Genomic DNA, 24,731 nt, shown 5'->3' with positions numbered 1-24,731 from the left:
TTTTTTTTATCCGCGCGTCGGCAACCGCTGACCAAAGTGACGCTGCAAACACTCTCTCAGCCGTGACAAGGTGATGGGCTTGGCGAGAAAGTCATCCATCCCCTGCGCCAGACAGCACGCCTTGTCCTCCGCCATCGCATTGGCCGTCAGGGCGACGATAGGCATGGTGCATCCCAACTCCCGCAACCGGCGAGTCGCTTCCAGTCCGTCCATCAGGGGCATCCGCATATCCATCAGGATCAGATCCGGGAGCTGCTCATCCACCTGCGCCAGCGCCTCCAGACCATTGGCTGCCAGCCGTACCTTGCCCACCAGTTTTTGCAGCATCAGCGACACCACCAACTGGTTCACCGGGCTGTCCTCCACCACCAGCACATCCAGTGGCAGCAGTGCCGAAGCCCCCTCCTCCCGCTGCGGCTGGCTATGACAAGGCAGCGCCATGCCGGGCAGTTCGAACCAGAAACAGCTTCCCTTGCCCGGCTCGCTCTTCAGGTGGATCTCTCCCCCCATAAGCGTCACCAGACGCTTGCTGATGGCAAGACCGAGGCCGGTACCGGAAAAACGCCGGGTGGCCGAGTTGTCGACCTGGGAGAAGGGTTCAAACAGCAGCGCCTGATCCGCATCGGCGATCCCGATCCCGGTGTCGGAGACCGAGATCAGCAGCTTCTCATCCTGCCAACCCAGGTGCAGTGTCACCTGCCCCTGCTCGGTAAATTTGAGGGCGTTGTCCAGCAGATTGCCCATCACCTGCGACAGACGCATCGGGTCCCCCTGCAACTCCCGGGGCACAGACTCATCGACCCGATAAACCAGCGCGATCCCCTTGGCGGTCGCGCGAGCTTGCAGCGGCTCGACCAGGGATTGGCAAAGCTGGACGGGTTGCAGGGTCTCGCAGTGAAACACCAAGGTTTGCGACTCGATTTTCGAAAAATCGAGCACGTCGTCGATGATGGTTTGCAGCAATCTGGCCGAGTGGGTGGCATGGCGCAGCAGGCTCTGTTGCTCCGGCGCCAGCTCGGCATGCTGCACCAGATCGAGCATCCCCAATACCGCATTCATGGGCGAGCGGATCTCGTGGGTCATCATGGCCAGAAACTGGGACTTGGCACGGTTGGCCGCTTCGGCCTCATCCCGTGCCCGCGCCAGCTCCTCTTCCCTACGGATCTGGTTGCTGATATCCCGGGCTGTGCCGCGATAACCGATAAACAGGCCATCATGGTCAAAACAGGGCTCGGCGCTCACTTCCATCCAGCAGGGGCCGTGTTGCAGCGCAACCTGCATCCGCACCCCTCGCACCGGCTGGCGCAGCGCCAAAAGCTGCAGATATTTCTGGGCATCGCAGCTCTGCTTGTTGCAGACGTAGTCATAGAGGGTCGGCCGGGTCGCTTGCGGGGTCATCTCATCCAGATAACCCGGCTCTGAGGCATAACTGAGGCGATGCTCGGCATCTGTCTCCCAAAACCAGTCTGAAGCCATGGCGGCGAAGCTGCGAAAACGACGTTCGCTGGCCTGTAACGCCTCGGTTTTTACCGCGACCTGCTCCTGCAAGCGGGCCCGATAGGTGATGTTGACCAGCGCTTGGGCGATGAGCGGACGGCAACGCTCCATGGCAGCCTTGCTGGTGAGATCGAAGGTGCCCGCCCGGGCGTGGCGGCAGATGAGGGTAGCGGTAAAACCGGGGGCCTGTAGCCCGGTCAGCATCACGCTGGCCCAGCCCGGCTCGCTTGCCAGCGGCGCCAGCTCAGGCAGCTGGGCGGGATCGTAAATCACCAGGGTTTCACCCGAGATGGCGCGGGCAAATGCCGGGGTCATACGCCAGCTGCGGGCTGATAGCATCGGCTCGGTACTGAGGTGGGTACTCCCCTGCTCCCCTTCCCAGGCCACTACATCCGCGTGTTCAAAGCCGATAAAGGGTTTGAGCACCTGGATAAGGCTCTCCAGTACCTGCTCCAGCGTCTTGGCATCGGCGAGGGTGGCAACCCCGCCCAGCAGGGTCTGGGACTCGTGACGATACTTGGCCTCGCGCTCGCGGCAACGCATAAGGTCGACCAGCGTGGTCTGCAATTTGTCGCCGAGGGCTTCCAGTTCACTGTTGCCAATCATCTTGTTGCCTGCTCTGTTATGTTCTACCGACTCAACGGGTCAGGAAAATCACGCTCGATACCATCAGGTTGCCGTGGGCCAGCTCGCCATTGGGCAGCCGCCCCTGCTCGCCGAAGGTAAAGGGGGTGATAAAAGGGATCTTGCCGAGGAGAGCCTGGCTCTGCTCGACAAATTGGCACAACATATCACCTAGCGCCAAACGGCAACCAGCACAAAAGATGATGAGCGCGCCGATAGGCTGCAATTCCACATCGACCCCATACCCTGGCTCGACGCGCATGGCATTGAGGCTGCGCTGCAACAACCCTTCCTGACTGCTGTACATCAACAGCAGACGCTCCCCTTGCACCACATCGGTAAAGAGCCGCAGCCCGCCCTGTTCAGTCACCGCTTCGGGATGGGAGAGTTTATAATAAGGAATGCCATCCAGCGCTCCCACCTGACGAGCCAGCGGGGTGAGCGTGGTCTCCCGCAAAATCGCCCCCACCGGCCAGGGCTGCTCGCGCCCGCACCAGCGGGCATAGACCTCGGCAGCAGGCTGGTGATCGATAGTGAGTACCTCCCGCCCGTTGCAGGCGGTGATCTCGCCACTGAATTCGGCAGGCACATAACCGGAGTGAAACTGAAAGGCCAGCTGGCAATCGGGATAGAGCACCGCCAGACCGATGCCATCCTGAGCCACCGCCTCATCCCAGCAGAGCTGCCAGTCACCGCTGACACTGCTATCAGCCGCGGATCCACCGACCACCGGCACCGAGGCACCGAGTTCAGCCTCGATACCGGCCAGCAGCCCCTCTTCCTTGCCGGGACTGGCGTGAAACAGGATCAACTGGGGCAGCTCGCCCGGTCGACCACAGTCGCTCATGGCTCGGCGCAGCAACTGCCGCACATCCACCCCGTCACCGCTGGCACCGGCTACCCCGAATGCCCCTTTCTCATCGTACAGGGCAGCAACGGCCAGCCCATATCCATCTCGGGCGTGGTGTCCCATCTCGGTCATGACACCACCGCAAGAGCTGCACCCAAGCAGGCGGGTCGTCGGGAACTGGTGTTTGAGCGCGTCGCGCAGTATCGCCCCGTCATGGGCTTGGGTAAAATAGAGTAACAGCAGGGAGGGTGCCTGATCGGCATGGTGGCGCAGCTGCGCGCAGATATCTTGGGCCGCCAGCGATGAATTCTGGGCGAGGGAGTGAACGGTCAGAAATTTCAACACCAACTCCTTGTTTTATCGAATGGCAGCCTCAAGCAAAAATCATACCTTTATCAAACAATTATCTCGCTTCGCTTGCTAACATAGCGGTCAACTGAGACCAATGACAGGACGCCCATATGTGGCAAAAAAACATCAATGACTTCGATCGGGTCGTTGCCATCGGTGGTGGCCACGGCATGGGACGAGTGCTTTCATCCCTCTCGTTTCTCGGTCAACGGCTCACCGGCATCGTCACCACCACAGATGATGGCGGCTCGACCGGACGCCTGCGCAAGAGTCAGGAGTGCATCGCCTGGGGCGATCTGCGCAACTGCCTGAACCAGCTGGTGACCGATCCCAGCATCGGCAGCCTGTTGTTCGAGTACCGCTTCGCCGGCAAAGGCGAGCTGGCGGGCCACAACCTTGGCAACCTGATGCTGCTGGCGCTCGATAATCTCTGTGTCCGTCCTCTTGATGCTATCAAGCTGATCAGTGACATGCTCAAAATCGAGTCACAATTGCTACCCATGTCTGAATTTCCCACCGATCTCTGCGCCCATATGGAGTGTGGCACCCAGATCCTGGGAGAGGTATCCATCGATCAGTTGGCTACCCCGCCCCTCTCTCTCGGCCTGATGCCGGAGGTGCAAGCGACGCGCGAAGCGGTGCTGGCATTGCAGCAGGCGGACATGATCATTCTTGGGCCGGGCAGTTTTCTCACCTCCATCATGCCGCCACTGCTGCTGGCCGAGATCGCCCAAGCCATCAACGAGAGCAGCGCCATGCTGGTTTTCGTCTGCAATCTGGTGGCGGAAAACGGTCCTGCCAGTCAGCTGGATCTGATGAGTCAGTGTCGCTGGCTGGAGTCCCGGGTCGGTCAGGGTCGGCTGGATGCCATCTTGGCCCCACAGGGCGCGAGTGATGCGGGGGAGTGGCAAGGGCGTGTGATCGAAGCCGAGCTAGGCGAGCTTGAGCTGCCGCACCGGCACGATCGGTTGAAGCTGAAACTGGCGCTGGACCGGATCATCCAGCAACTGCTCAACCAGCGTTAGGCTACGGTCACGGCGCCCCGGCACCCCTGCATGGCGCCGTTACAGATAATCGGCAAGAAACGCGAGTACCTGAGGCAAGGAGGCCTCCAGCAGTTGCAACTGGCGCTCTGCCTCTGCCACATCGGCCTGCTTGCTGGCCATCTCCAGCGCCATCACCTGCTGATAACTCGGCATGGCGCCGTAGCTGCCACAGGATGATTTCATGCTGTGCGCCACCCGAGCCAGCGCCTCCCACTCCCCCTGCTCATAGAGGGGCCTGAGCTGACTCAGCTGCTCGCCCACCTCTTCAATAAAGACTGCGATGACCACGGGCAGCATATCCGGACCGATATCCTCTGCCAGCTGCTGCAACACCTTGCGATCCACCCACTCCATGCGAGGCTCCTCCAGAACGGTATTCAAACAGACCATACTATAGATAGTTTTCGATGTCGTGGCTCACGACCAGGCTGTGATGAAGCACCCAATTGGATGGCTCAGGGAATAAAGTGGCAAAAAATGTGATCAGTATCGAAATAGCGATGCTGAAACGCCCGTCAAGACAACAACCTGATTGCCAAAAATTAACAATTGGTCAACACTCAATGCCGTCAGAGTGATGATGCTCAGCAACACCTCTCATCCCTTTTGCCTTTTATGGCTGCTGCGAAGAACCAGGGTAGGTATCTACCCTGGTATTTTTTTATCTTGCTCAAGCGCGACCTGATTGGTCGCCACCCGCTCCCCCATGCGAAACAGATTGAATTCGCCGGGTGCCATTTTGACCCAGTTCTCATTGCCGGTCAGCGGACGGGTGGTGATCAGGGTCACCACATCGTTGGGGGTAGTCTCGCTTTGAAAGTCGATCACCACCTCCTCATCCAGCAGGCTCGCCTCGCCAAAGGGCGCACAGCGGGTCAGCCAGTGCAGGTTGTTGCTGCAGTAGCTCATCACATACTCCCCGTCCGAGAGCAGCATGTTGAACACCCCGAACGCTCTGAGCTCGTCACACAGGGTAGCGAGATAGCGAAACATGGCGGGAAAGTTGGCCGGACGCTTGGGATATTTTTGCTCCAGCCGATCGAGCAGCCAGCAGAAGGCGTGCTCGCTGTCGGTATCCCCCACCGGCCGGTGGCGGCCGGTTGGCAGCTTCTTGTAGCCGGTCAGCTGACCGTTGTGGGCGAAGGTCCAGTAACGGCCCCACAGCTCACGGGTAAAGGGGTGGGTATTTTCCAGTGACACGCAGCCACGGTTGGCCTGCCGAATGTGGCTGACCACAGCGCAGCTCTTGATGGGCAGCGCCTGTACCAGTCTGGCGATGGGAGATTGGGCGCTGGGCTCGGGATCCTTGAAGGTGCGAAAGCCCTTCCCCTCGTAGAAGGTGATCCCCCAACCATCCTTGTGGGGCCCGGTCTTGCCGCCACGCAGCATCAACCCGGTAAAGCTGAAGCAGATATCGGTCGGCACATTGGCACTCATGCCGAGCAGTTCGCACATCGGCAGACTCCTTTCATGATTTGGCTTGTGTCATGTTCGACCAGCGCTCTGGTTCGACAGACAGCAGGGGAAGGTGCAATCCCTTCCCCTGTGGCTGGCAACAACCGGTCGATGGCGAACCATGCAACCGCTGATGCCATTGTCTCAGCGCGATGGTCTGATTACTTGGCCATCTCTTTTTCGACCAGCTGGATCAGGATGTGGATCACCTTGATGTGCACTTCCTGAATACGGTCGGCATAGCCAAAGTGCGGAACCCGGATCTCGACATCCGCCAGACCCGCCATCTTGCCGCCATCCTTGCCGGTCAGGGCGATCACTTTCATCCCTTTGGCTCGGGCTGCCTCGATGGCTTTCAGGATATTGCCGGAGTTGCCGCTGGTGGAGATGCCAAGCAGCACGTCGCCACGACGGCCAACCGCTTCTACGTAACGGGAGAAGACATAGTCATAGCCAAAGTCGTTGGAGACGCAGGAGAGGTGGCTCGGATCTGAGATGGCGATACCGGCATAACCCGGGCGGTTCTCGCGGTAACGACCGGTCAGCTCTTCGGCGAAGTGCATGGCGTCACAGTGGGAGCCACCGTTGCCACAGGAGAGCACCTTGCCCTCTTCCTTGAAAGAGTCAGCCAGCAGTTTGGCGGCCGCTTCGATGTTTTTCAGGTTCTGCTCATCAGCCAGGAAGGCCTGCAGCACGCTGGCAGCTTCGGTCAGTTCATTGCGGATCAATTCTTGGTACATGATGTCTCTTCCACTGTTTTTAGTGTGCGTGGTGTGCGTGTAGATCGCGGCTATTCTCGCACAAGCGAATCGCACAGTCGCCCCCCTGCGAGCCACAGCGCTGGCGGCGCGTGAGCGTTATGGGGATCACAGAGAGAAGGTAATGAAGATGTAAACAGCTTGATAACTTTGTGCGTATGAATTACAACAGGGGCCATATCCAACAGGTCAGACCTCTGGATCAGTTACGCCACGTTGGCAACCTAACCACGCAAGGAGCAAGCAATGACGACGACCCTCACTCTGCTCGGGGTGATCCTGGTTATCGGAGCCCTGGCCTATCGCCGGGCATCCCTGTTCATCTCCACCCTGGTCACCGGCGCCGCCCTGGTGCTTGGCGCCATCTATGGTCATGTGCCCTTGCTGGTATGGGCGCTGTTCGCGGTGATCGCCATCCCGCTCAATCTGGTGGAATTTCGCCGCAATCAAATAACCAAGCCGCTGTTCAAGATCTACAAATCGATCATGCCGGAGATGTCCCGCACCGAGAAAGAGGCGATTGAAGCGGGCACCACCTGGTGGGAAGCCGATCTGTTCGCGGGCAACCCGGACTGGAAAAAGCTGCACGCCATCCCGGTCAGCGCCCTCTCTGCCGAAGAGCAGGCCTTTATGGATGGTCCGGTCGAGGAAGTATGCCGCATGGTGAGCGACTGGGAAGTGACTCACGAGCGCGCGGATCTCTCCCCCGAGGTGTGGCAATACCTGAAGGACAACAAGTTCTTCGCCATGATCATCAAGAAGAAATATGGCGGTCTGGAGTTCTCGGCCTACGCCCAGTCCTGTGTCCTGCAAAAGCTGTGCGGTGCCAGCGCCGTGCTCGCCTCCACCGTCGGCGTGCCCAACTCACTGGGCCCGGGCGAACTGCTGCAGCACTATGGCACCGACGAGCAGAAGGATTATTACCTGCCCCGCCTAGCGGTAGGCAAAGAGATCCCCTGCTTCGCCCTGACCAGCCCGGAAGCGGGTTCTGACGCCGGCTCCATCCCCGACTTCGGTATCGTCTGCAAGGGCGAGTGGGAAGGAAAAGAGGTGCTCGGTATGCGCCTCACCTGGAACAAGCGCTACATCACCCTGGCGCCTATCGCAACCGTCTTGGGCCTTGCCTTCAAACTGCGTGATCCGGAACACCTGCTGGGCGAAGAGGAAGAGCTCGGCATCACCTGCGCGCTAATCCCGACTCACATCAAGGGGGTCGGCATTGGCCGTCGCCACTTCCCGCTCAACGTACCGTTCCAAAACGGTCCGACTCAGGGTAAGGATGTGTTCGTCCCGCTCGATTTCATCATCGGTGGCCCGGCCATGGCCGGTCAGGGCTGGCGCATGCTGGTCGAGTGTCTGTCGGTCGGTCGCGGCATCACCTTGCCCTCCAACAGCACTGGCGGCGTCAAGATGCTGGCACTGGCGAGCGGCGCCTACAGCCGCATCCGTCGCCAGTTCAAGCTGCCCATCGGCAAGATGGAAGGGATTGAAGAGCCGCTGGCCCGCATCGGCGGTAACGCCTACATCATGGGCGCCGCAGCCAACCTGACCGTGACCGGTATCGACCTTGGCGAGAAGCCGTCGGTCATCTCCGCCATCGTCAAATACCACCTCACCGACCGTGCCCAGAAGTGCATCATCGATGCCATGGACATCCACGGCGGCAAGGCCATCTGCATGGGCCCCAACAACTATCTGGCCCGTGGCTATCAGGGTGCCCCCATCGCCGTTACGGTGGAAGGGGCCAACATCCTGACTCGCAGCATGATCATCTACGGTCAGGGCGCTATCCGTTGCCACCCGTATGTACTGCCGGAGATGCTGGCCGCCAGCCACCCCGACAAGGAGCAGGCGCTGAAGGATTTCGACAAGGCGGTGTTCAGCCACGTCGGCTTTGCCATCAGCAACCTGGTACGCAGCTTCTGGCTCGGTATCACCGGCGCCCGCTTTGCCGCGGCCCCTTACAAGGATCAGACCAAGGGCTACTACCAGCAGCTCTCCCGCCTCTCGGCCAACCTGGCGTTCCTGTCAGACATGGCGATGGGCACCCTGGGTGGCGAGCTCAAGCGCAAGGAGCGGGTCTCCGCACGCCTCGGCGACGTGCTGAGCCAGCTCTATCTGGCCTCCAGCGCCCTCAAGCGCTATCAGGACGAGGGACGCCAGCAGGCCGACCTGCCGCTGCTGCACTGGGCACTGCAAGATGCCATGTTCAAGGCACAAGAGGCGATCGACGAGCTGCTGCGCAACTTCCCGAACCGCTGGATTGGGCTTGCCCTGCGCGCCGTGGTGCTGCCGCTGGGTCGTGACCTGAACCGTCCATGCGACAAGCTGGATCAACAGGTTGCCCGTCTGCTGCAAACCCCGAGCGAGACCCGCAGCCGCCTGGCCAAGGGCCAATACCTGACTCGCGAAGAGGGCAACCCCTTCGGCCTGCTGGAGCAGGCGCTCGATGACGTACTGGCCGCCGAGCCGCTGTTCGAGAAAGTCTGCAAGAGCGATGGAATCAAGCGTCCCTTCATGGCGCTGGACAAGGTGGCCGACAGCGGCCTGGCCGCTGGCGTACTGACCCAGAGCGAAGCGGAGCTGCTGCGCCGCGCCGAGGTAAGTCGCCTTCGCACCATCAACGTCGATGATTTTGACCCCATCGATCTGGTGGCCAACAAGAAGCTGTTTGAAGCCTCCGCTTACCATCACGCGGCCTGATAACCAGCTATCGACAACGCCTCCCTTGTGGAGGCGTTTTTTATGGGCGCTCACCACTATTCACGGCCCGAACAGCCACCACTTGCACTCACAGCTCCCCCGACCAGCTGCGGGCCCCGTGTGGTCAGCCGGGAAAAAAGGCACAATAGCCGGCAAATCGAATCACCAAGGAAGCCAAGATGACCCTTGAGCACCTGATCCTGTGGCGCCGCGACCTGCACCGCCTGCCGGAAGCCGCCTGGAAAGAGTTTCGCACCACCAGCCTGATTGCCCACCACCTGAGCGAGCTCGGTTATCGCATCGTGCTCGGCGACAAGCTGCTGGCCAGCAATCTGATGATGGGCCGTGATGTGGATGTGGCTGCCGAGAAGGCTCGCGCCCGTCGTCAGGGAGCCCATCCCGACTGGCTGGAGCGGATTGGCGATGTCACTGGCCTGATGGGAGAGCTGGATACCGGTCGTCCCGGTCCGACCCTGGCCTTTCGCTTCGATATCGATGCGGTGGAGGTGGAAGAGTCCGACGCCGAACAGCACCAACCGCAGCAAGAGGGTTTTGCCTCCCACAACAAGGGGTGGATGCACGCCTGCGCCCACGATGGCCACACCGCCATCGGCATGGGGCTGGCCAGCCAGTTGATGGCGATGAAAGAGCAACTGTGCGGTCGCATCAAGCTCTTCTTCCAACCCGCCGAAGAGGGGTGTCGCGGTGGCAAGGCGCTAGCCGCCGGTGGTGCGCTCGATGACGTGGATGCCCTGCTTTCGCTCCATATCGGTATTCACGCTGGCAGCGGCGAGCTGGTGATCAACCCCACCGAGTTTCTCTGCTCCACCAAGTTCGACGTCCACTTTATGGGCACCGCCGCCCATGCAGGGCTCGAGCCCAACGCCGGCAGCAATGCGCTGGCAGCCGCCTGCATGGCCACCACCGCCATGCTCGGCATTCCCCGCCACCGCGACGGCATGACCCGCATCAACGTCGGCCAGCTTCACGCAGGCAGCGGCCGCAACGTCATTCCCGATCATGCCGAGCTACGCGGTGAAACCCGCGGCGCCGACAGCGCGCTCAACGACTACATGTTCAGTCAGGTACAGCGCATCGTCGAAGGTACCGCCCTAGCCCACGGCGTCACCTACCGCATCATCAAGCAGGGTGAGGCCATTGCGCTCGACAACAGCCCGGCGCTGCAGGCTGAGCTGGCGGCGCTGGCCCGCAAGCAAGGGCTTGCCACCATCCAGACTCGCCGCTTTGGCGCCAGCGAAGATGCCGGTTTTCTGATGGAGCGGGTGCAAAAGCAGGGGGGCGAAGCGGCTTACCTGATCCTGGGGGCCGATCTGGCGGCGCCGCACCATCACAACGAATTCGATTTCGATGAGCGGGTGATGCAAAGCGGGGTCGAGCTGCTGGCCGCCTGGGCACGCGCCCGGCTGGGCGTGACAGAAGCAGCCCTCTCTTGATATCCCCTCGGCCAGCTCACCAGCTAACGGGATCAAAAAAAGGCGCCTCGGCGCCTTTTTTCTGCAAGAAAAACCTGAGCGCTACTCGCGGAGTTTGCGATGCACATCGGGGCGACCACCGGTCACGCTATCGGCTCTCCCCTCCTCTTTGGCCTTCTCGGCGCGCTTTTTGCGCATCTCGCGGGGATCGGCGATGAGCGGGCGGTAGAGCTCGATACGATCCCCGTCGTGCAGCGGTTCGCTCCCTTTCACCGGTCGGCTGTAGATGCCGAACTTGTTGACCGCCAGATCGATCTCGGGGTGCTTTTGAACGATGCCGGACTGCTCGATGGCCGCCAGCACGCAGGTCTCGGGCGCCACCCGCAGGGCAATCACCGTCTGCTGCTGCGGCAAGGCATAGACAACCTCGATATTGAGCTGGTCAGACACCGTAGACCTCCTTCGCCCGGTTGGAGAAGGCGGAGACCATGGAGCTCACCAGATCGCGGAATACCTGACCAAAAGCCACCTCGATGAGCTTGGAGGTAAACTCGAAATCGAGATCGAACTCCACCTTGCAGGCATCCACATCGAGCGGGGTAAAGGTCCACCAGCCCGCCAACTTGCGGAACGGGCCATCCACCAGCTCCATCCTGATCTGGCGGTTCACATCCAGCTGATTGCGGGTGGTAAAGGTCTTGGCAATCCCCGCCTTGGCCACATCGACCGACGCCATCATGTAGTCATCGCCAGCTTCGTGGACACGGCTGCCGACACAGCCGGGCAAAAACTGCGGATAGGCATCCACATCGTTAACCAACTTGAACATCTGTTCTGCACTGAACATCACCAGGGCACTGCGCGTAATTCGGGGCATGGCTTTTCCTCATCCAATCGGCGCGATTTTATCACCATGTTTGGGGTTGTGGAGGTAAAACCTCAGCCAAACCGCTCAGAAAGCCACCACTTGACCTGCTGCGCGTTTTACAGCCGCCCCTGCCTACGTATAATACGAGCCTCCTAGTCATTGCCGGAAATCGCCCGTCATGAGCAAAAAAAACAGTAAAAACAAAGCCGGGTCCAGCACCATTGCACTCAACAGAACCGCGCGCCACGAATACTTCATCGAAGAGAAGATCGAAGCGGGTCTGTCCCTGCAAGGGTGGGAAGTCAAATCCCTGCGGGCGGGCAAGGCCAACATCAGCGAAGCCTATGTCATCTTCCGCGATGGCGAGGCCTATCTGTTCGGCTCCAGCTTCCTGCCACTGCAAGCGGCCTCCAGCCATGTGGTATGTGACCCGACCCGCACCCGCAAACTGCTGCTGAGCCGTCGTGAACTCGACAAGCTCGAAAGCCTGATTGCCCGTCAGGGCTACACCATAGTTCCCCTCGCCCTCTACTGGAAACAGTGCTGGGTCAAGGTCGAGATCGGCCTGGTGAAGGGCAAGAAAGAGCACGACAAGCGCGAAGATACCAAGGCCCGCGAATGGGATCGGGAAAAAGCGCGCATCATGAAGAACAAGCATCGCGGCTAACCTGCTACTGGCAGGATCAGGACGCCGGTTCACCTTCCCCCAGCGCAGCTGGCTCTTCAGGCTCAGCTGCGTACAATAAATCGGCAAACAGACTGGCTGCCAGAGGGAATGGGTATCAACGCCTTGCTATGACAGCATTTTTGCGTACAATCGCAATTAACAACTTGGGGCTGATTCTGGATTCGACAAGATTCACGAAACCCAAGGTGCATGCCGAGGTGCGGTAGGCCTCGTTAATAAACCGCAAAAAAATAGTCGCAAACGACGAAAACTACGCACTAGCAGCTTAATAACCTGCATAGAGCCCTTCTACCCTAGCTTGCCTGTGTCCTAGGGAATCGGAAGGTCATCCTTCACAGGATCGTGTGGAAGTCCTGCTCGGGGCGGAAGCATTAAAACCAATCGAGCTAGTCAATTCGTGGCGTGTCTCTCCGCAGCGGGTTGGCGAATGTAAAGAGTGACTAAGCATGTAGTGCCAAGGATGTAGTAATTTTGGACGGGGGTTCAAATCCCCCCAGCTCCACCAAACGTTTGGAAAGGGCCACCTCGCAAGAGGTGGCCCTTTTTATTTGTCCATGTCCATGTTGTTTACCGATATCAAACTGGTTGGATTTTTTCCAATATCCCCCTTGAACTAACCTTTGGCAAAAAATCAGGCGCATCACCACGCAGGCTTTATCATCAGGTTGCCATCCCGGTACTAGCCGGACTCACAGCCGCACATCGGCATGTCGTGGCCCAATATTGAGTAAATTGAAGTTGGCCGCTGCATTTTAATGCACTTACAATATGCACCCAATTCTGTTGGATTCCTTCTGATGCTCCGCCAATGTGATCGTCTATTCCTGTTTCTCCTGCTACTGCTCTGGGGCGTGGCGGCGCACGCCATTACCAGTCTGAATGAAGACGAGTTTGATCTGTCTGAGCGCGCCTGGCTGTCATCACACCAGGAGTTGGTCATCGGCATGCCGATGATGGGTGACCCTCCATACAGCTATAAGGATGCAGATCAACGCTTTACCGGCCCAGTCCCCGACATTGCGCAGCAGATTGCCAGAACGCTCGGGTTGACCCTGCGCTACAAGGTTTACCCCTCCTACGTGGATGCGCTGACCGGGCTTGGCCACGGCGCAATCGACATACTGGTGAACGACCAGCCAAGCGAACAATGGCGATCCAATATTGTCTCCCTCCCGTTTTTGCTATCCATGCCGCGCGGCGTGCTGCTCAACAATGGCAAAACGAAGTTGTCACGACAGGATGCCCATGGTTTGCACTGGGTCTGTGTCACGGGAGTCAATGCTTGCAGTGAATTGAAAAAACTGGGATTTCCCCGTGTGACCGAGGCCGAGAGTCGCAGCGAAGCGGCCTTTATGCTCAAAAAGCGCATGGCTGACGCCTATCTTGCTGACATGCCGTCACTGGTGATGGTGAAAGATCAGCACCCCAAGGCTGGCTTCACCATTGCCACTCCGGAATGGGTAAGCGGCACGTCTCTCTCCATCAATATGAACCAGAGCGACCCGGCACTGGTCAGCCTGGTGAGCAAGGCATTCAACGAGATACCGGTTGAAGATCGTCGTCATATGCTGGCAGCTACCACGACTAGCCAACATGCGGACTCAGGAGCGGTAAAGTCTGTGCAGTTTACCCCTGAGGAGCAGGAGTGGCTCAACCAGCATCCTGAGCTCACTTACGGCGTCTCTCCGGACTGGACCTCCATGAGCGAATTCAATTACCGGGGCAGGCTGGTCGGTTATGTGGCGGACCTGATGGCGCTGATGCAGCAAGTCTCCGGGCTGAAGTTCTCTCTGGTTCGCACCAATAGCTGGGGGGAAACCCAGAACCTGCTGAAGCTGCGGCAGATCGATTTTATTCCGGCCATCTCCCCCAACCACGACCGCGGCCAGTTTGCACTGTTCACCCCCGGCTATCTGTTTGTCGATCGGGTAGTCATTGCCCCCAAACGCAGTGCCGATATCACCGATCTCTCACTGCTGCGAGGGAAACGGGTCGGCATGGTGCATGGCTCGCTGGACAAAGATCTACTGACCCACATCGGCGCCCATCCGGTAGAGGTCAACAATGACAACCGCTTGCTGGAGCTGCTGGACACGGGCGATGCCGACTACGTGATGGTCACCCTGCCATCCATCAACAAGCGGGTGAGCGAACGCTATCAGGTGGTCTATGCCGGCAAAGACTTGCGCCTGCCGGTCGCCATGGCCACGCGCAAAGATCCCATGCTGCAGCGGATCCTTACCAAGGTGCTCTATTCGATACCGCCGGAGGAGCTCCATAAAGTGGAGAAACGCTGGCTCTCCATGAGCGTGCAGACCGGCATCAATAACGAAACAGTGCTGTTCTGGTTCGTAATGAGCGGCGCAACTGCCACCCTGCTGTTTACCCTGTTCTGGGCGTGGAACCGTACCCTGAAACGGGAGATCGTGCAGCGACAACGGGCCGAGAAGACGCTCAATGAACAGTTAGTGTTCATCCAGACCCTGCTCGACTCCCTACCCAATATGGTGGCGCTGCGGGATCGCGATCATCGCCTGACCCTCAGCAACCGGGCATACCGCGAGCTGTTTGTCGGTGATGGGGAAGAAGGTGATCGCTGGGGCTATATGACCGAGGACGAGCGGCAACAGATGCTGCGCGAGGAGCTTGCGGTCTGGGAAACCGGCGAGATCTTCCAAGGATCGGGTTATACCCAGCGCGAGGGGGATGTTCCCCTTCACGTGGTCTACGTCAAGTTGCCCTATCGCGGCGCAGACGGCGCGATTCAGGGGGTGCTGACGGTATTGACCGATGTCAGTGCCCTCAAGGCCGCCGAAAACAAGGTGCGGGAAGTGGAGGGCAGGCTGCGGGATATCACCGACAGCATGCCGGGTCTGGTTTATCAATATCTCTGGCAAGGGGCCGGCAAGGGGAAATTCCTCTATCTGTCCCAAGGCGCCAGCGACATTCTCGGGATGACCCACCAAGAGTTGATGGCAGCCGAGTCTGGCGGCGTGATCCTCGGCTTGAATGACGAGGCGTTGGCAACCTTTATCGATAAGGTGGCCAAACATGCGCAAACCCTTGAGCCGCTCGATATGGAGGTGCTGGTGCCCTCTGTTCAGGGGGAGCGCTATATCCAGATCCGCGGCAACTTTGTGGCGCAACAGGGCCATGATCGCCTGCTCAACGGCGTGGTGCAGGACATCACCGCCATCAAGCAACAGGAGCATGAGCTGCGCGAGGCGCGCGCCGTGGCCGAGCAGGCGATGCAGGCTCGCAGCCTTTTTCTGGCCACCATGAGCCATGAGCTGAGAACCCCCATCTCGGGCATGCACGGCATGCTGGAGCTGCTGCGCATGAGCGAGCTCAATGATGACCAGCGCTATCTGCTGCGCAATGTGGAGAGCTCGGCCAACCACCTGCTCTATCTGGTCAACGATATCCTCGACTTTTCTAAAATCGAGGCGGGTCAGCTGCACCTCAATCACCAATCCTGCCGTCTGCAACCTGTGGTGTGCGATGTGATCCGCGGCCATGCCGCACTGGCCTACAGCAAGGGGCTGAAGGTCACGCTCCAGTGGGAGGATCAACTCCCCGACCTGGCCGATATCGATCCGGTCAGAGTGGGCCAGGTGGTTTCCAATCTGCTCAACAACGCGGTGAAGTTCACCGAGCAGGGCACCATTTCGATCCAGGTCAGCTGTCACGACCAGCAGCTGGTTATCGCGGTGACGGATACCGGCATCGGCATCGCCGAAGAGAAGCAAGCGAAGCTCTTTACCCCGTTCGAGCAGGTGGAATCCGATATCAATCGCCGCTTTGGCGGCACAGGTCTGGGCCTGGCCATCTGTGATCAGCTGGTAAAGAAGATGGGCGGCACCCTGACGGTCAAGAGCCAGCTCGGTGAAGGGGCCTGTTTCCGCTTTAGCATCCCGCTGCTCAATGGCCTGTGGGAACCACCCGCACTGGCGGGCAGCGAATGGTGGTGGCTGGGTAGCGATGCCGCCTTGCAGGCCACCATGGCACGGCTCGGCGCCCGGTTGAGCCCCCTCGATATCCACCAGCTCACCGCCGATCTCGACGGACTGCTGTTAGCGGAAGAGGCCTCGCTGGAGTCCTACTTGGGGAGCGATTGGCACACCTTGCTGCAGTCCGGCACCCTCAAAGGGGTCATCCTCTCCTCCCGCGAAGCGTTGCGGGGACGCATGGGCTCAGAGAACTGGTGGCGCCTCGGCCAATCCCCCCTCTATCCGGATCTGTTGCTCGAAAGCTGCCGCGAGCTGATCACCGGGCGAGCCGTGACCACCCATGCCGCCAGCATCGAAAAACTGGGCGGGCGGGTGCTGGTCGCCGATGACCATCTGGTCAATCGCGCCCTGCTGACCCGTCAGCTGGCGATTCTGGGGGTGGAGTGCGAGGTAGTGGAAGATGGCGAGAAGGCGTTGCACGCCTGGAAAACCCGGGATTTCGCCCTGCTGATCACCGACTGCCACATGCCGCACATGGATGGCTACACCCTGACCTGCCACCTGCGGGAACAAGGGGAGCAAGCCCCCATCATCGGCGTCACTGCCGATACCTCGGAGGAAGCGGCAGCCAATATGACGGCAGCCGGCATGAACGACATGCTGTGCAAACCCTATTCGCTGGAGTCACTGCGCCAGATGCTGCTGCGGTGGTTGCCCGCGACTACGATCACAGAGAGAGTGCCCGCACGACAGGCCATCAATCTCGACATGATCGGTCGCTGGCAAGATCTGTTTGGCGATGAAGGGATTGCCAAAAGCATGGCAAGGGAGTATCTGGCCTCCAACCGGAAAGATTGCCACGCTATGATGAGCGCGCTCTCCTCCGATGATAGCCAGGAGCTGGTGGAGATCGCCCACCGCATCAAAGGGGCAGCCAGAATGGTCGGGGAGCTCTCCCTGGCCGAGCAGGCGGCGCAACTGGAATCGGCGGCCCGCCTCAAACAGTTGAGCGAGCTCGCGCTGCTGACACAGAGAGTGGAAGAACAGATGAACAATATTGAACGTGAAATGGGATTGTGGCTCGATGAGTAGAACGGCAGACGAGTTGGTCATCATGGTGGTCGAGGATCACGGGTTTCAACGCAAGACCCTGATGCACCAGATCCGGGCGCTCGGTTATCAGCAACTGCTGGAGGCCGCAGACGGCATCGAAGCCCTGGCGCTGTGCCAGAGCCACGCTGTCGACATCCTGTTCTGCGATCTGCGGATGCCCGGCATGGATGGCATGGCGCTGCTACGCCGCCTCTCGCTGGGTGGCTTTCGGGGCGGCATCATCCTCTCCAGCGCGCTGGAAGATGACGTGGTGGAGGCCGTGCTGCGGATGAGCGCGGCCTATGGTCTCCATGTGCTGGGTCGCATCGAGAAACCCTCCAGCCCGCAGCGGCTGCGCCAGTTGATCGACTCCTGGGCACCCAAGTCGGCTCCCTCGGGCAAGGACGATGGCCTCGTCCTCTCGGTGGACGAGCTCAAACGCGCCCTCGACAACGACCAGTTGCTGCCCTGGTATCAACCCAAGGTCGGCTTTGCGTCCGGCCAGTGGGTGGGGATGGAGGCGCTGGCCCGCTGGCAGCATCCGGAATATGGGCTGATCTCCCCCGGCATGTTTATCCCGCTGGCGGAAAATAACGGCCTTATCGATCAGCTGACCGATGTCATCATCAACAAGTCGCTACAGGATTGCCATCTGTGGGGGCAGACCGGCCTATCCCTCAATCTGTCTATGAATCTCTCAACCACCTCGCTGATTGAGGGAGATCTCTGCCACTTCCTGATCAACCAGTGCCAGCACTGGGGCGTCAATCCCGAGCTGATCACCCTGGAGGTGACCGAAAGCTCGTTTGTCGAGGATATCGGCAAGGCACTGGAAGTGCTGACCCGGCTGCGGATGCACGGCTTTGGCCTCTCCATCGATGACTTCGGTACCGGCTACTCCTCGATGCAGCAGCTGGCGCTGCTGCCGTTTACCGAGCTCAAACTTGATCGATCTTTTGTCGATCGCTGCTATGCCGACCCCTCCCGTCTGGCCATCATCGAATCGAGCATCGAGCTGGCCCGCAAGCTGGGGCTGAAATCAGTCGCCGAAGGGGTGGAAGATGTGCAGACCTGGCAACTGCTGGCCAAGCTGGGGTGCGATATCTGTCAGGGCTTCTTCACCGCCCGCCCGATGCCGCGCAGCGAACTGCAGCATTGGCACCAGATCTGGCAAGCCCGACTGCCGACACTGATATCCGGCTGATCTCCTGCGACCAACCCTTTGGGCCAACAGCGCGCCGATCGGCAGCGTGAATGGCCGCCTTGGAAAAGGTGGCCATTTTCTTTATCTAGGACTCGCCACTCACGCATGCCCGCCCCCTCTCCAGCAACCGTCTATCCAGCCGAGTGCCCCCCCCCTTTGCTCTGCATGCCTTCATCAGAGTCACCATTTATGCAAAATAAGTTGCATCACAAATGGTGCTACTGGCGGATCACGCCTACCGTGAGCGAGAGTGGCCTCTCTTCTACCAGACGCATAAACTGACAATAAGACAATGAATCGCTTGCTTTAACAGGAATGGTTCTCAACGATGCGCCGAGCCGATGAGGTAGACAATACAACCTGAAATCGTTTTCCCTTTTGAACAATAAGCTGTCTAAAATCAAATAAAGTTGTAAATAATCTTTGTTATGGTGAGCGTATAGCAAGCGGCCTCCCTGTCGCTTCCCCTGCTGGCTCCGCCAGATGCAGCATTTTCTGCGCCTTGAAAGCGAGTTTATGACGCCATGATCACCATCACCCTCGATGGGGCTCAGTTGACGGTTGACCCGACCAGAACCCTGCTCCAGATAGCCAAACAGCACCAGACTGATATCCCCTCCCTGTGCGGTGACAACACCAGCGGCCCCAAGACGCCGTGCGATCTCTGCGTGGTGGAGATTGCCGGGCTCGGCATCCGGCGCGCCTGCGAGACGCGCCCCGAGGCAGGGATGGTGATCACGACCCAAAGCAATGCCCTGCGCGCGCACCGCCAGCAGGCGCTCGGCCGCATCCTCGCAGATCACTACGCCGATTGCGAAGCCCCCTGCCAGCGCGCCTGTCCGGCCGGGGTGGACATTCAATCCTATCTGCACCACATCGCCATGGGCGGCGACTGGCGCCATCAACACCCGCAAGAGATCACCGCCGAGATCTGCCGGGTCACCCCGCAATACGCCGGCATCCAGTGGAACAAAGTGGGGCCGGAGGGATTACAGTGGCCCTGCAACAACGCGGTGCCCGAAGGCACTCGCCTGCTCCACGGCAAGCAGTTCACCCGTGGCAAGGGGGAGATGGTCGCGACCCCGTTCCGCTATGCCGCCGAACTGCCCGACGAGACCTATCCCATCGTGCTCACTACCGGCCGCCTGCTGGAGCAGTTCCATACCGGCACCATGACCCGCAAGACCAAGGGGCTCGACAAGCTGGCTGGCCCGCAGGTGATGATGAGCGTGGTGGATGCGCAGCGGTTGGGCATCCGCAACAGCGAACAGGTGAAAGTCACCAGCCGCCGCGGCCATATCGAACTGCCCGCCTTCGTCACCAAGCGGATGCAACCGGGTGTAGTCTTTATCCCGTTCCACTTTGCCGAAGCACCGGCCAACCGGCTCACCATCAATGTCACCGACCCCCACGCCAAGATCCCCGAATTCAAGGTGGCGGCGGTGCGCATCGACAAGCTGGAGTGCCCGAGGCAAGGAGAGCAACACACCATGCAGGCGGAACCGGCCAAGCCAGAACCCGAGGTGACCTGAGGGGAATAGCGAGCGCCGCTTGGTTACCACCTGAGTGGCCACCTACCGGGTGTCTGGCCTGCCAACCCTTCCCCCTTGGCTTTGCGAGCGCAAAAGAGGGGGATGAGAAGGGGCCACCAGCCCAAAAGCACAAAGGGTTAGCTTCGATGAGAAGCTAACCCTTTGTTTTATATGGTGCCGATAAGGGGAATCGAACTCCTGACCTTCGCATTACGAATGCGCTGCTCTACCAACTGAGCTATACCGGCTTGTTGCTCTCCACATTCATAAAAAATGACCGGCAAGTCAATTGAGCCAGCTCGATTTTATGAGTTGGCTCATGGTGTTAGCGCCCAATCTACAGATCCGTAAACTCGGGAATATGGGCGCGGCCGCGACTCTCGAGGAAATCGAGCAGGGCCCGGGGGGTGCGCACCAGGATCCGCTCCAGCGGAAAGCCCGCTTCGGTCACCAGACGGTGGCAGTGGTCAAAATCGCCAAGGGTAAATGCGACGTGGGAATCAGAGCCGAAGGTAAGATAGGCCCCCAGATCTCGCGCAGCTTCAACAATGGCACGGCAGTTACCTTCACTACCCGGGCGCGAGTGAATGAAGGAGGAGTTGTTGATCTCCAGCGCCACCCGATAGTCGGCCGCCGCCTTGACCACAGCCTGAATGTCGATGGGAAATGCGGGGTTGCCCGGGTGGCTGATCATATCGACCCGGCCGCTCTTGATGGCGTTGATCATCGCCTGGGTGTGGGTGGCCTGATCGCAGGGAGGGAATACCTGCTCATGAAAGCCCGCCATGATCATGTCGAGGCGCGACTCGTAACGCTCGGGAAAATCGATCTCCCCCTCCAGGTTTTTGATGTTGGCCTCGATACCCCGCAGGATCCCCACGCCGTCCACCACTCTTGGCAGTATTGGCAAGTTGGCAAAGTGCCAGACATGAGGGGCATCGGCCATTTCGGGGCCATGATCCGTGGTGGCGAACAGCTTGATCCCCTTGGCCCTGGCTATCGGCAGATAGTCGTGGATGGTGCTGTAGGCATGGGTGCTGGCAATGGTGTGAGTGTGGGTATCGACCGGGTACTTCATCTTCTCTCCCCTCATATTTTGAAAGGGCAGCATAGCAAAGAGCGGCAGCTTGGGCCACGCCAGTGCTTGCCACACTTTGTCACAAAATACCGCGAAGCTGACATAGTCTGAGGGGCTCTGGCTGGCATACTACCCCCGTCGATACATGCCTGAACTCGCATCGACAGTTTGCCGTCAGGATGACGCGAACTCACTTTCCCCACCGTCGCGCCCTGCGGCGGTTTTTTTTGCCTGCAAACCGGTAACAAACGCGCAAAAAAAAGGCCCAACTAGCATGGTGCAGGTTGGGCGAGACTTAATGTTTAATTGCAGTGGCATTGATATAGAGTCTCCTGCTGTGGAGTTAGTTCCAATCTTTTTGCCCCTTTTAACAAAAAACATTCCGCTAACACTCATTCACATTCTCTTGACACTTCACGTTATGAAACGTACTTTTTAAACATTCGTTTAAGTGAGGTGTCCAGTGAGTAAAATCGATACCAAAAACCGTATTCTCGACGCCGCTGAAGTGCTGTTTGCCGAGCGGGGATTCGCCGATACCTCTTTGCGTCTGATCACCAGTGAAGCCGACGTCAATCTGGCGTCGGTGAATTATCACTTCGGCTCCAAGAAGGAGCTGATCCAGGCGGTGCTGGACCGCTATCTGAGCCTGTTTATGCCCGATCTCGATGCCCGCCTGCGGGTACTGATGGAGCAGGAGCAGCTGACCCTGCTGCAACTGTTTGAAAGCTTTGTCGAGCCGCTGATGAAGCTCTCGGCGGTGCGGGCCAATGGCCCGGCCATCTTCATGCAGTTGCTGGGACGCGGCTATATCGACAGCCAGGGCCACCTGCGCCGCTTTATCACCGCCCACTATGGCCCCATTTTGCAGCGGATCACCCAGGCCATCTCCAAGGCCAATCCGGCCCTGTCGCCGGCGGATCTCTTCTGGCGCCTGCACTTCACTCTGGGCACCGTCGTATTCACCATGGCCTCTGCCGATGCCCTGCGCGACATCGCCCTGGCCGATTTTGGCCAGCAGCTCGATGTGGAAGGGCTGGTGCGCAACGTTATTCCTTATCTGGCGTCCGGAGTCGGGGCGCCCGTGGAGTCGACCAGGCTCTCCCTGGCCGTGTAACAACCAACAATAAATCAACGGAAACAGTGAAATAGAAGGAACTTCGGTATGATCACATTGCTTGTCCTGCTGGTGCTGGCGATAGCCGTTGTGCTCGGCGTACCCTCCATCCGTAAAAAGGTGGTAACCCGTCCGGTGTTCGGCATCTTCAAGAAGATATTGCCGCCCTTGTCAGCTACCGAGCGGGAGGCCATGGAAGCCGGCTCCGTCTGGTGGGATGGCGAATTGTTCCGCGGCAACCCCGACTGGAAAAAACTGCACGGCTACGGCAAGGCCGAGCTGACCGCCGAGGAGCAGGCCTTTATCGACAATCAGGTCGAAACCCTGCTCGCCATGGTTGATGACTTCAAGATCGTCAACGAAACCAAAGACCTGCCGGAACCGGTGTGGGACTATCTGAAGAAGGAAGGCTTCTTCTCCCTGATCATCCCGAAATCTTACGGCGGCCGCGAATTCTCAGCGATTGCCAACTCCACCATCGTCACCCGCATTGCCACCAAGAGCCTGAGCGTGGCGGTTACCGTCATGGTGCCGAACTCCCTAGGCCCGGGCGAGCTGCTGATGCACTACGGCACCCAGGCCCAGAAAGATTTCTGGCTGCCGGGGCTTGCCAATGGCAAAGAGGTGCCCTGCTTCGCCCTGACCGGGCCGGAAGCAGGCTCCGATGCAGGCGCCATTCCTGACAAGGGGATAGTCTGCAAGGGGATGCACAAGGGTGAAGAAGTGCTGGGTATTCGTCTCAACTGGAACAAGCGCTACATCACCCTGGCGCCGCGCGCCACCGTGCTGGGACTGGCGTTCAAGCTCTATGACCCGGAAAAACTGCTGGGTGACAAGGAAGAGCTCGGCATCACCTGCGCGCTTATCCCTACCAGCCACCCGGGTGTGCGCGTCGGCGATCGCCACTACCCCATGGGGCTGGCGTTCCTGAACGGCCCGACATTCGGCAAGGATGTGTTCATTCCGCTCGACTGGATCATCGGCGGCCCCGATTACGCCGGCCGTGGCTGGCGCATGCTGGTGGAGTGCCTCTCCGCCGGTCGCGGCATCTCGCTACCTGCCCTGGGCACCGCCTGTGGTCACATGGCGAGCCGCACCGTGGGCGCCTACTCCTATGTGCGCAAGCAGTTCGGCATGTCCATCGGCAAGTTTGAAGGGGTGCAGGAAGCGCTGGCCCGCATCGGTGGCCTCACCTATCAGCTGGAAGGGGCACGTCGCATGACTGCAGGTTCGCTGGACTTGGGTCAGGCGCCGGCCATCGTCACTGCGATTTCCAAGTACCACATGACCGAGATGGCGCGCCAGATCATGGATGACTCCATGGACATCCACGCCGGTCGTGCCATCCAGCTGGGCCCGAAAAACTATACTGGCTACGCCTACATGGGGATTCCGGTCGCCATCACGGTGGAAGGGGCCAACATCCTGACCCGCAACCTGATGATCTTCGGGCAAGGTGCCACCCGCTGCCACCCGTACGTGTTTGCCGAGCTGGAAGCGGCGGCTGACACCGACGTGGAGCGCGGTCTCGAGAAGTTTGACGCCCTGCTGATGAAGCACATCGCCTTCGGCGCCGGCAACTTCTTCGGTTCCCTGTTCCAGGGGCTGACCCTTGGCCAGTTCAACAGCGCGCCAGTGGCCGGTGAAACAGCCCGTTACTACAAGCAGCTCTCCCGCATGAGTAAAGGGCTAGCCCTGTGCGCCGACGTCTCCATGCTGATGCTGGGTGGCGATCTCAAGCGCAAGGAGATGATCTCCGCCCGTCTGGGTGACGTGCTGAGCCACCTCTATCTGGCCTCCGCTACCCTCAAGCATTACGAGGATCAGGGCCGTATGGTCTCCGATCTGCCGTTCGTGCAGTACGCGGTGGAGCGCAACCTCTACCTGATTGGCAAGGCGTTCGAGGGCTTCTTCCAGAACTTCCCGAACAAGGTGGTGGGTGCCGTGCTCAAGCGCGTGGTGTTCCCGTTCGGCGTCGGTTACAAAATGCCGGCCGACGATCGTTGCCACGCCATCTGTCTGGCCATGATGAAGCCGGGCGAGTTCCGCGACCGTCTGACGGCACTCTGCTACGTGGGTAAGGACGAAGCGGATCCGGTCGGCCTGATGGAGCGTGCCTTCCAGGCCATGGTTGCAGTGCAGCCCTACGAGAAGAAGCTGGTGCAGGCCCAGAAAGAGGGCAAACTGCCCCGCAAACTGGCGCTGCCGGAGCTGGTTGCCGCCGCACTGGCCGGTTCCATCCTGAGCAAGGACGAAGCGGACAAACTGCTGGCCGCCGATGCCCTGCGCTACGAAGCGATTCAGGTAGACAACTTCGCCCCGGGCGAGCTGGAAGGCTTCTCCCAGCAAGCAAACAAGCAGCCAAACAAGGTCGAGCACGCCGCCTGATCCCTTGGCAAACCAGTACCAAACCGGCCCTCGTGGCCGGTTTTTTTGTTTGTTAACCATGCATTTACAAGCCGGGAGAATTCCAGTTAAATGCTTG

The 24,731-nt window shown here is 59.5% G+C and carries 17 protein-coding genes, 1 tRNA gene and 1 other RNA gene; 10 read left to right on the top strand and 9 right to left on the bottom strand.

The genetic code is table 11. The features are described from left to right. Nucleotides 1-6 precede the first annotated feature (6 nt). Together AB5Y84_RS19775 and AB5Y84_RS19770 are read right to left on the bottom strand one after the other, a co-directional pair. Nucleotides 7-2,103: an ATP-binding protein gene (locus tag AB5Y84_RS19775; RefSeq protein ID WP_019446540.1), complete on the bottom strand. Its 2,097-nt coding sequence runs from the start codon at nt 2,101-2,103 to the stop codon at nt 7-9. Nucleotides 2,104-2,134: 31 nt separating this feature from the next. Further along, a complete protein-coding gene (locus AB5Y84_RS19770; protein ID WP_368177600.1) occupies nt 2,135-3,319 on the bottom strand; it encodes an FIST signal transduction protein in 1,185 nt (394 codons plus the stop codon). Nucleotides 3,320-3,432: 113 nt separating this feature from the next. On the opposite strand from AB5Y84_RS19770, the gene yvcK reads away from it, so the two are divergent. Further along, the gene (gene yvcK / locus AB5Y84_RS19765; protein WP_182963529.1) at nt 3,433-4,347 is read left to right on the top strand and encodes a uridine diphosphate-N-acetylglucosamine-binding protein YvcK; all 915 of its coding nucleotides are present in this window, start codon (nt 3,433-3,435) and stop codon (nt 4,345-4,347) included. 39 nt (nt 4,348-4,386) lie between these two features. Here yvcK and AB5Y84_RS19760 read toward each other — a convergent pair whose 3' ends face one another. From AB5Y84_RS19760 to lpcA, 3 genes are all read right to left on the bottom strand, one after another. Then, on the bottom strand, nt 4,387-4,722 hold the full coding sequence (locus AB5Y84_RS19760; RefSeq protein ID WP_257725856.1) for an Hpt domain-containing protein: 336 nt from the start codon (nt 4,720-4,722) through the stop codon (nt 4,387-4,389). 291 nt (nt 4,723-5,013) lie between these two features. Beyond that, nucleotides 5,014-5,823: a class II glutamine amidotransferase gene (locus tag AB5Y84_RS19755; protein ID WP_019446544.1), complete on the bottom strand. Its 810-nt coding sequence runs from the start codon at nt 5,821-5,823 to the stop codon at nt 5,014-5,016. A 161-nt stretch (nt 5,824-5,984) separates the two neighbouring features. Further along, the gene (lpcA, locus tag AB5Y84_RS19750; RefSeq protein ID WP_005334485.1) at nt 5,985-6,563 is read right to left on the bottom strand and encodes a D-sedoheptulose 7-phosphate isomerase; all 579 of its coding nucleotides are present in this window, start codon (nt 6,561-6,563) and stop codon (nt 5,985-5,987) included. A gap of 264 nt (nt 6,564-6,827) precedes the next feature. On the opposite strand from lpcA, the gene fadE reads away from it, so the two are divergent. Both fadE and AB5Y84_RS19740 read left to right on the top strand, forming a co-directional pair. Then, nucleotides 6,828-9,284 (top strand): acyl-CoA dehydrogenase FadE, encoded by a 2,457-nt coding sequence (gene fadE, locus AB5Y84_RS19745; protein WP_368177599.1) that lies wholly within the window; start codon nt 6,828-6,830, stop codon nt 9,282-9,284. Nucleotides 9,285-9,463: 179 nt separating this feature from the next. Further along, nucleotides 9,464-10,738: an amidohydrolase gene (locus AB5Y84_RS19740; RefSeq protein ID WP_236371193.1), complete on the top strand. Its 1,275-nt coding sequence runs from the start codon at nt 9,464-9,466 to the stop codon at nt 10,736-10,738. An 81-nt stretch (nt 10,739-10,819) separates the two neighbouring features. Here the strand turns inward: AB5Y84_RS19740 and AB5Y84_RS19735 are convergent, their stop codons facing one another. Together AB5Y84_RS19735 and AB5Y84_RS19730 are read right to left on the bottom strand one after the other, a co-directional pair. Next, on the bottom strand, nt 10,820-11,167 hold the full coding sequence (locus AB5Y84_RS19735) for an RnfH family protein (RefSeq protein WP_368177598.1): 348 nt from the start codon (nt 11,165-11,167) through the stop codon (nt 10,820-10,822). Beyond that, nucleotides 11,160-11,594, bottom strand: coding sequence for an SRPBCC family protein (locus AB5Y84_RS19730; RefSeq protein ID WP_005334496.1), 435 nt, complete (start codon nt 11,592-11,594; stop codon nt 11,160-11,162). The genes AB5Y84_RS19735 and AB5Y84_RS19730 overlap by 8 nt, the downstream gene beginning before the upstream one ends. A gap of 169 nt (nt 11,595-11,763) precedes the next feature. Between AB5Y84_RS19730 and smpB the strand changes: the two genes are divergently transcribed. The 5 genes from smpB (at nt 11,764) to AB5Y84_RS19705 (ending at nt 20,051) form a co-directional block, all read left to right on the top strand. Beyond that, nucleotides 11,764-12,252 (top strand): SsrA-binding protein SmpB, encoded by a 489-nt coding sequence (gene smpB, locus AB5Y84_RS19725; protein WP_005334498.1) that lies wholly within the window; start codon nt 11,764-11,766, stop codon nt 12,250-12,252. Nucleotides 12,253-12,418: 166 nt separating this feature from the next. Further along, nucleotides 12,419-12,778, top strand: a transfer-messenger RNA (tmRNA) gene (gene ssrA, locus AB5Y84_RS19720). Between the two features lie 292 nt (nt 12,779-13,070). Then, nucleotides 13,071-17,315 (top strand): transporter substrate-binding domain-containing protein, encoded by a 4,245-nt coding sequence (locus tag AB5Y84_RS19715; RefSeq protein ID WP_368177597.1) that lies wholly within the window; start codon nt 13,071-13,073, stop codon nt 17,313-17,315. Continuing rightward, nucleotides 17,308-18,519 carry an EAL domain-containing protein gene (locus AB5Y84_RS19710; RefSeq protein WP_368177596.1) on the top strand — a complete coding sequence of 404 codons (1,212 nt, stop codon included), beginning with the start codon at nt 17,308-17,310 and terminating at the stop codon, nt 18,517-18,519. Before AB5Y84_RS19715 ends, AB5Y84_RS19710 begins: the two co-directional genes overlap by 8 nt. Before the next feature lie 524 nt (nt 18,520-19,043). Further along, nucleotides 19,044-20,051: a molybdopterin dinucleotide binding domain-containing protein gene (locus tag AB5Y84_RS19705; protein ID WP_368177595.1), complete on the top strand. Its 1,008-nt coding sequence runs from the start codon at nt 19,044-19,046 to the stop codon at nt 20,049-20,051. Nucleotides 20,052-20,223: 172 nt separating this feature from the next. On the opposite strand, the gene AB5Y84_RS19700 is transcribed toward AB5Y84_RS19705, so the two are convergent. Continuing rightward, nucleotides 20,224-20,299, bottom strand: a tRNA-Thr gene (locus AB5Y84_RS19700). An 89-nt stretch (nt 20,300-20,388) separates the two neighbouring features. Beyond that, nucleotides 20,389-21,129, bottom strand: coding sequence for a phosphatase (locus AB5Y84_RS19695; protein ID WP_368177594.1), 741 nt, complete (start codon nt 21,127-21,129; stop codon nt 20,389-20,391). Between the two features lie 463 nt (nt 21,130-21,592). Between AB5Y84_RS19695 and AB5Y84_RS19690 the strand changes: the two genes are divergently transcribed. Both AB5Y84_RS19690 and AB5Y84_RS19685 read left to right on the top strand, forming a co-directional pair. Beyond that, nucleotides 21,593-22,246 carry a TetR/AcrR family transcriptional regulator gene (locus AB5Y84_RS19690; RefSeq protein ID WP_005334507.1) on the top strand — a complete coding sequence of 218 codons (654 nt, stop codon included), beginning with the start codon at nt 21,593-21,595 and terminating at the stop codon, nt 22,244-22,246. Between the two features lie 48 nt (nt 22,247-22,294). Continuing rightward, the gene (locus AB5Y84_RS19685) at nt 22,295-24,634 is read left to right on the top strand and encodes an acyl-CoA dehydrogenase (RefSeq protein ID WP_005353557.1); all 2,340 of its coding nucleotides are present in this window, start codon (nt 22,295-22,297) and stop codon (nt 24,632-24,634) included. Nucleotides 24,635-24,731: the final 97 nt, after the last annotated feature.

This window comes from Aeromonas sp. s11 (assembly GCF_040907945.1).
Classification (GTDB): Bacteria; Pseudomonadota; Gammaproteobacteria; order Enterobacterales; family Aeromonadaceae; genus Aeromonas; species Aeromonas veronii.
Note: the sequence above shows the minus strand (reverse complement) of the source record. Positions and strands in the feature narration are given on the sequence as shown.

What these genes read in the sequence shown, in the direction of transcription:
- AB5Y84_RS19775 (WP_019446540.1), bottom strand. Translation starts at nt 2,103, where the DNA reads ATGATTGGCAACAGTGAACTGGAAGCCCTCGGCGACAAATTGCAGACC.
- yvcK (WP_182963529.1), top strand. Translation starts at nt 3,433, where the DNA reads ATGTGGCAAAAAAACATCAATGACTTCGATCGGGTCGTTGCCATCGGT.
- AB5Y84_RS19760 (WP_257725856.1), bottom strand. Translation starts at nt 4,722, where the DNA reads ATGGAGTGGGTGGATCGCAAGGTGTTGCAGCAGCTGGCAGAGGATATC.
- AB5Y84_RS19755 (WP_019446544.1), bottom strand. Translation starts at nt 5,823, where the DNA reads ATGTGCGAACTGCTCGGCATGAGTGCCAATGTGCCGACCGATATCTGC.
- lpcA (WP_005334485.1), bottom strand. Translation starts at nt 6,563, where the DNA reads ATGTACCAAGAATTGATCCGCAATGAACTGACCGAAGCTGCCAGCGTG.
- fadE (WP_368177599.1), top strand. Translation starts at nt 6,828, where the DNA reads ATGACGACGACCCTCACTCTGCTCGGGGTGATCCTGGTTATCGGAGCC.
- AB5Y84_RS19740 (WP_236371193.1), top strand. Translation starts at nt 9,464, where the DNA reads ATGACCCTTGAGCACCTGATCCTGTGGCGCCGCGACCTGCACCGCCTG.
- AB5Y84_RS19730 (WP_005334496.1), bottom strand. Translation starts at nt 11,594, where the DNA reads ATGCCCCGAATTACGCGCAGTGCCCTGGTGATGTTCAGTGCAGAACAG.
- smpB (WP_005334498.1), top strand. Translation starts at nt 11,764, where the DNA reads ATGAGCAAAAAAAACAGTAAAAACAAAGCCGGGTCCAGCACCATTGCA.
- AB5Y84_RS19715 (WP_368177597.1), top strand. Translation starts at nt 13,071, where the DNA reads ATGCTCCGCCAATGTGATCGTCTATTCCTGTTTCTCCTGCTACTGCTC.
- AB5Y84_RS19710 (WP_368177596.1), top strand. Translation starts at nt 17,308, where the DNA reads ATGAGTAGAACGGCAGACGAGTTGGTCATCATGGTGGTCGAGGATCAC.
- AB5Y84_RS19705 (WP_368177595.1), top strand. Translation starts at nt 19,044, where the DNA reads ATGATCACCATCACCCTCGATGGGGCTCAGTTGACGGTTGACCCGACC.
- AB5Y84_RS19695 (WP_368177594.1), bottom strand. Translation starts at nt 21,129, where the DNA reads ATGAAGTACCCGGTCGATACCCACACTCACACCATTGCCAGCACCCAT.
- AB5Y84_RS19685 (WP_005353557.1), top strand. Translation starts at nt 22,295, where the DNA reads ATGATCACATTGCTTGTCCTGCTGGTGCTGGCGATAGCCGTTGTGCTC.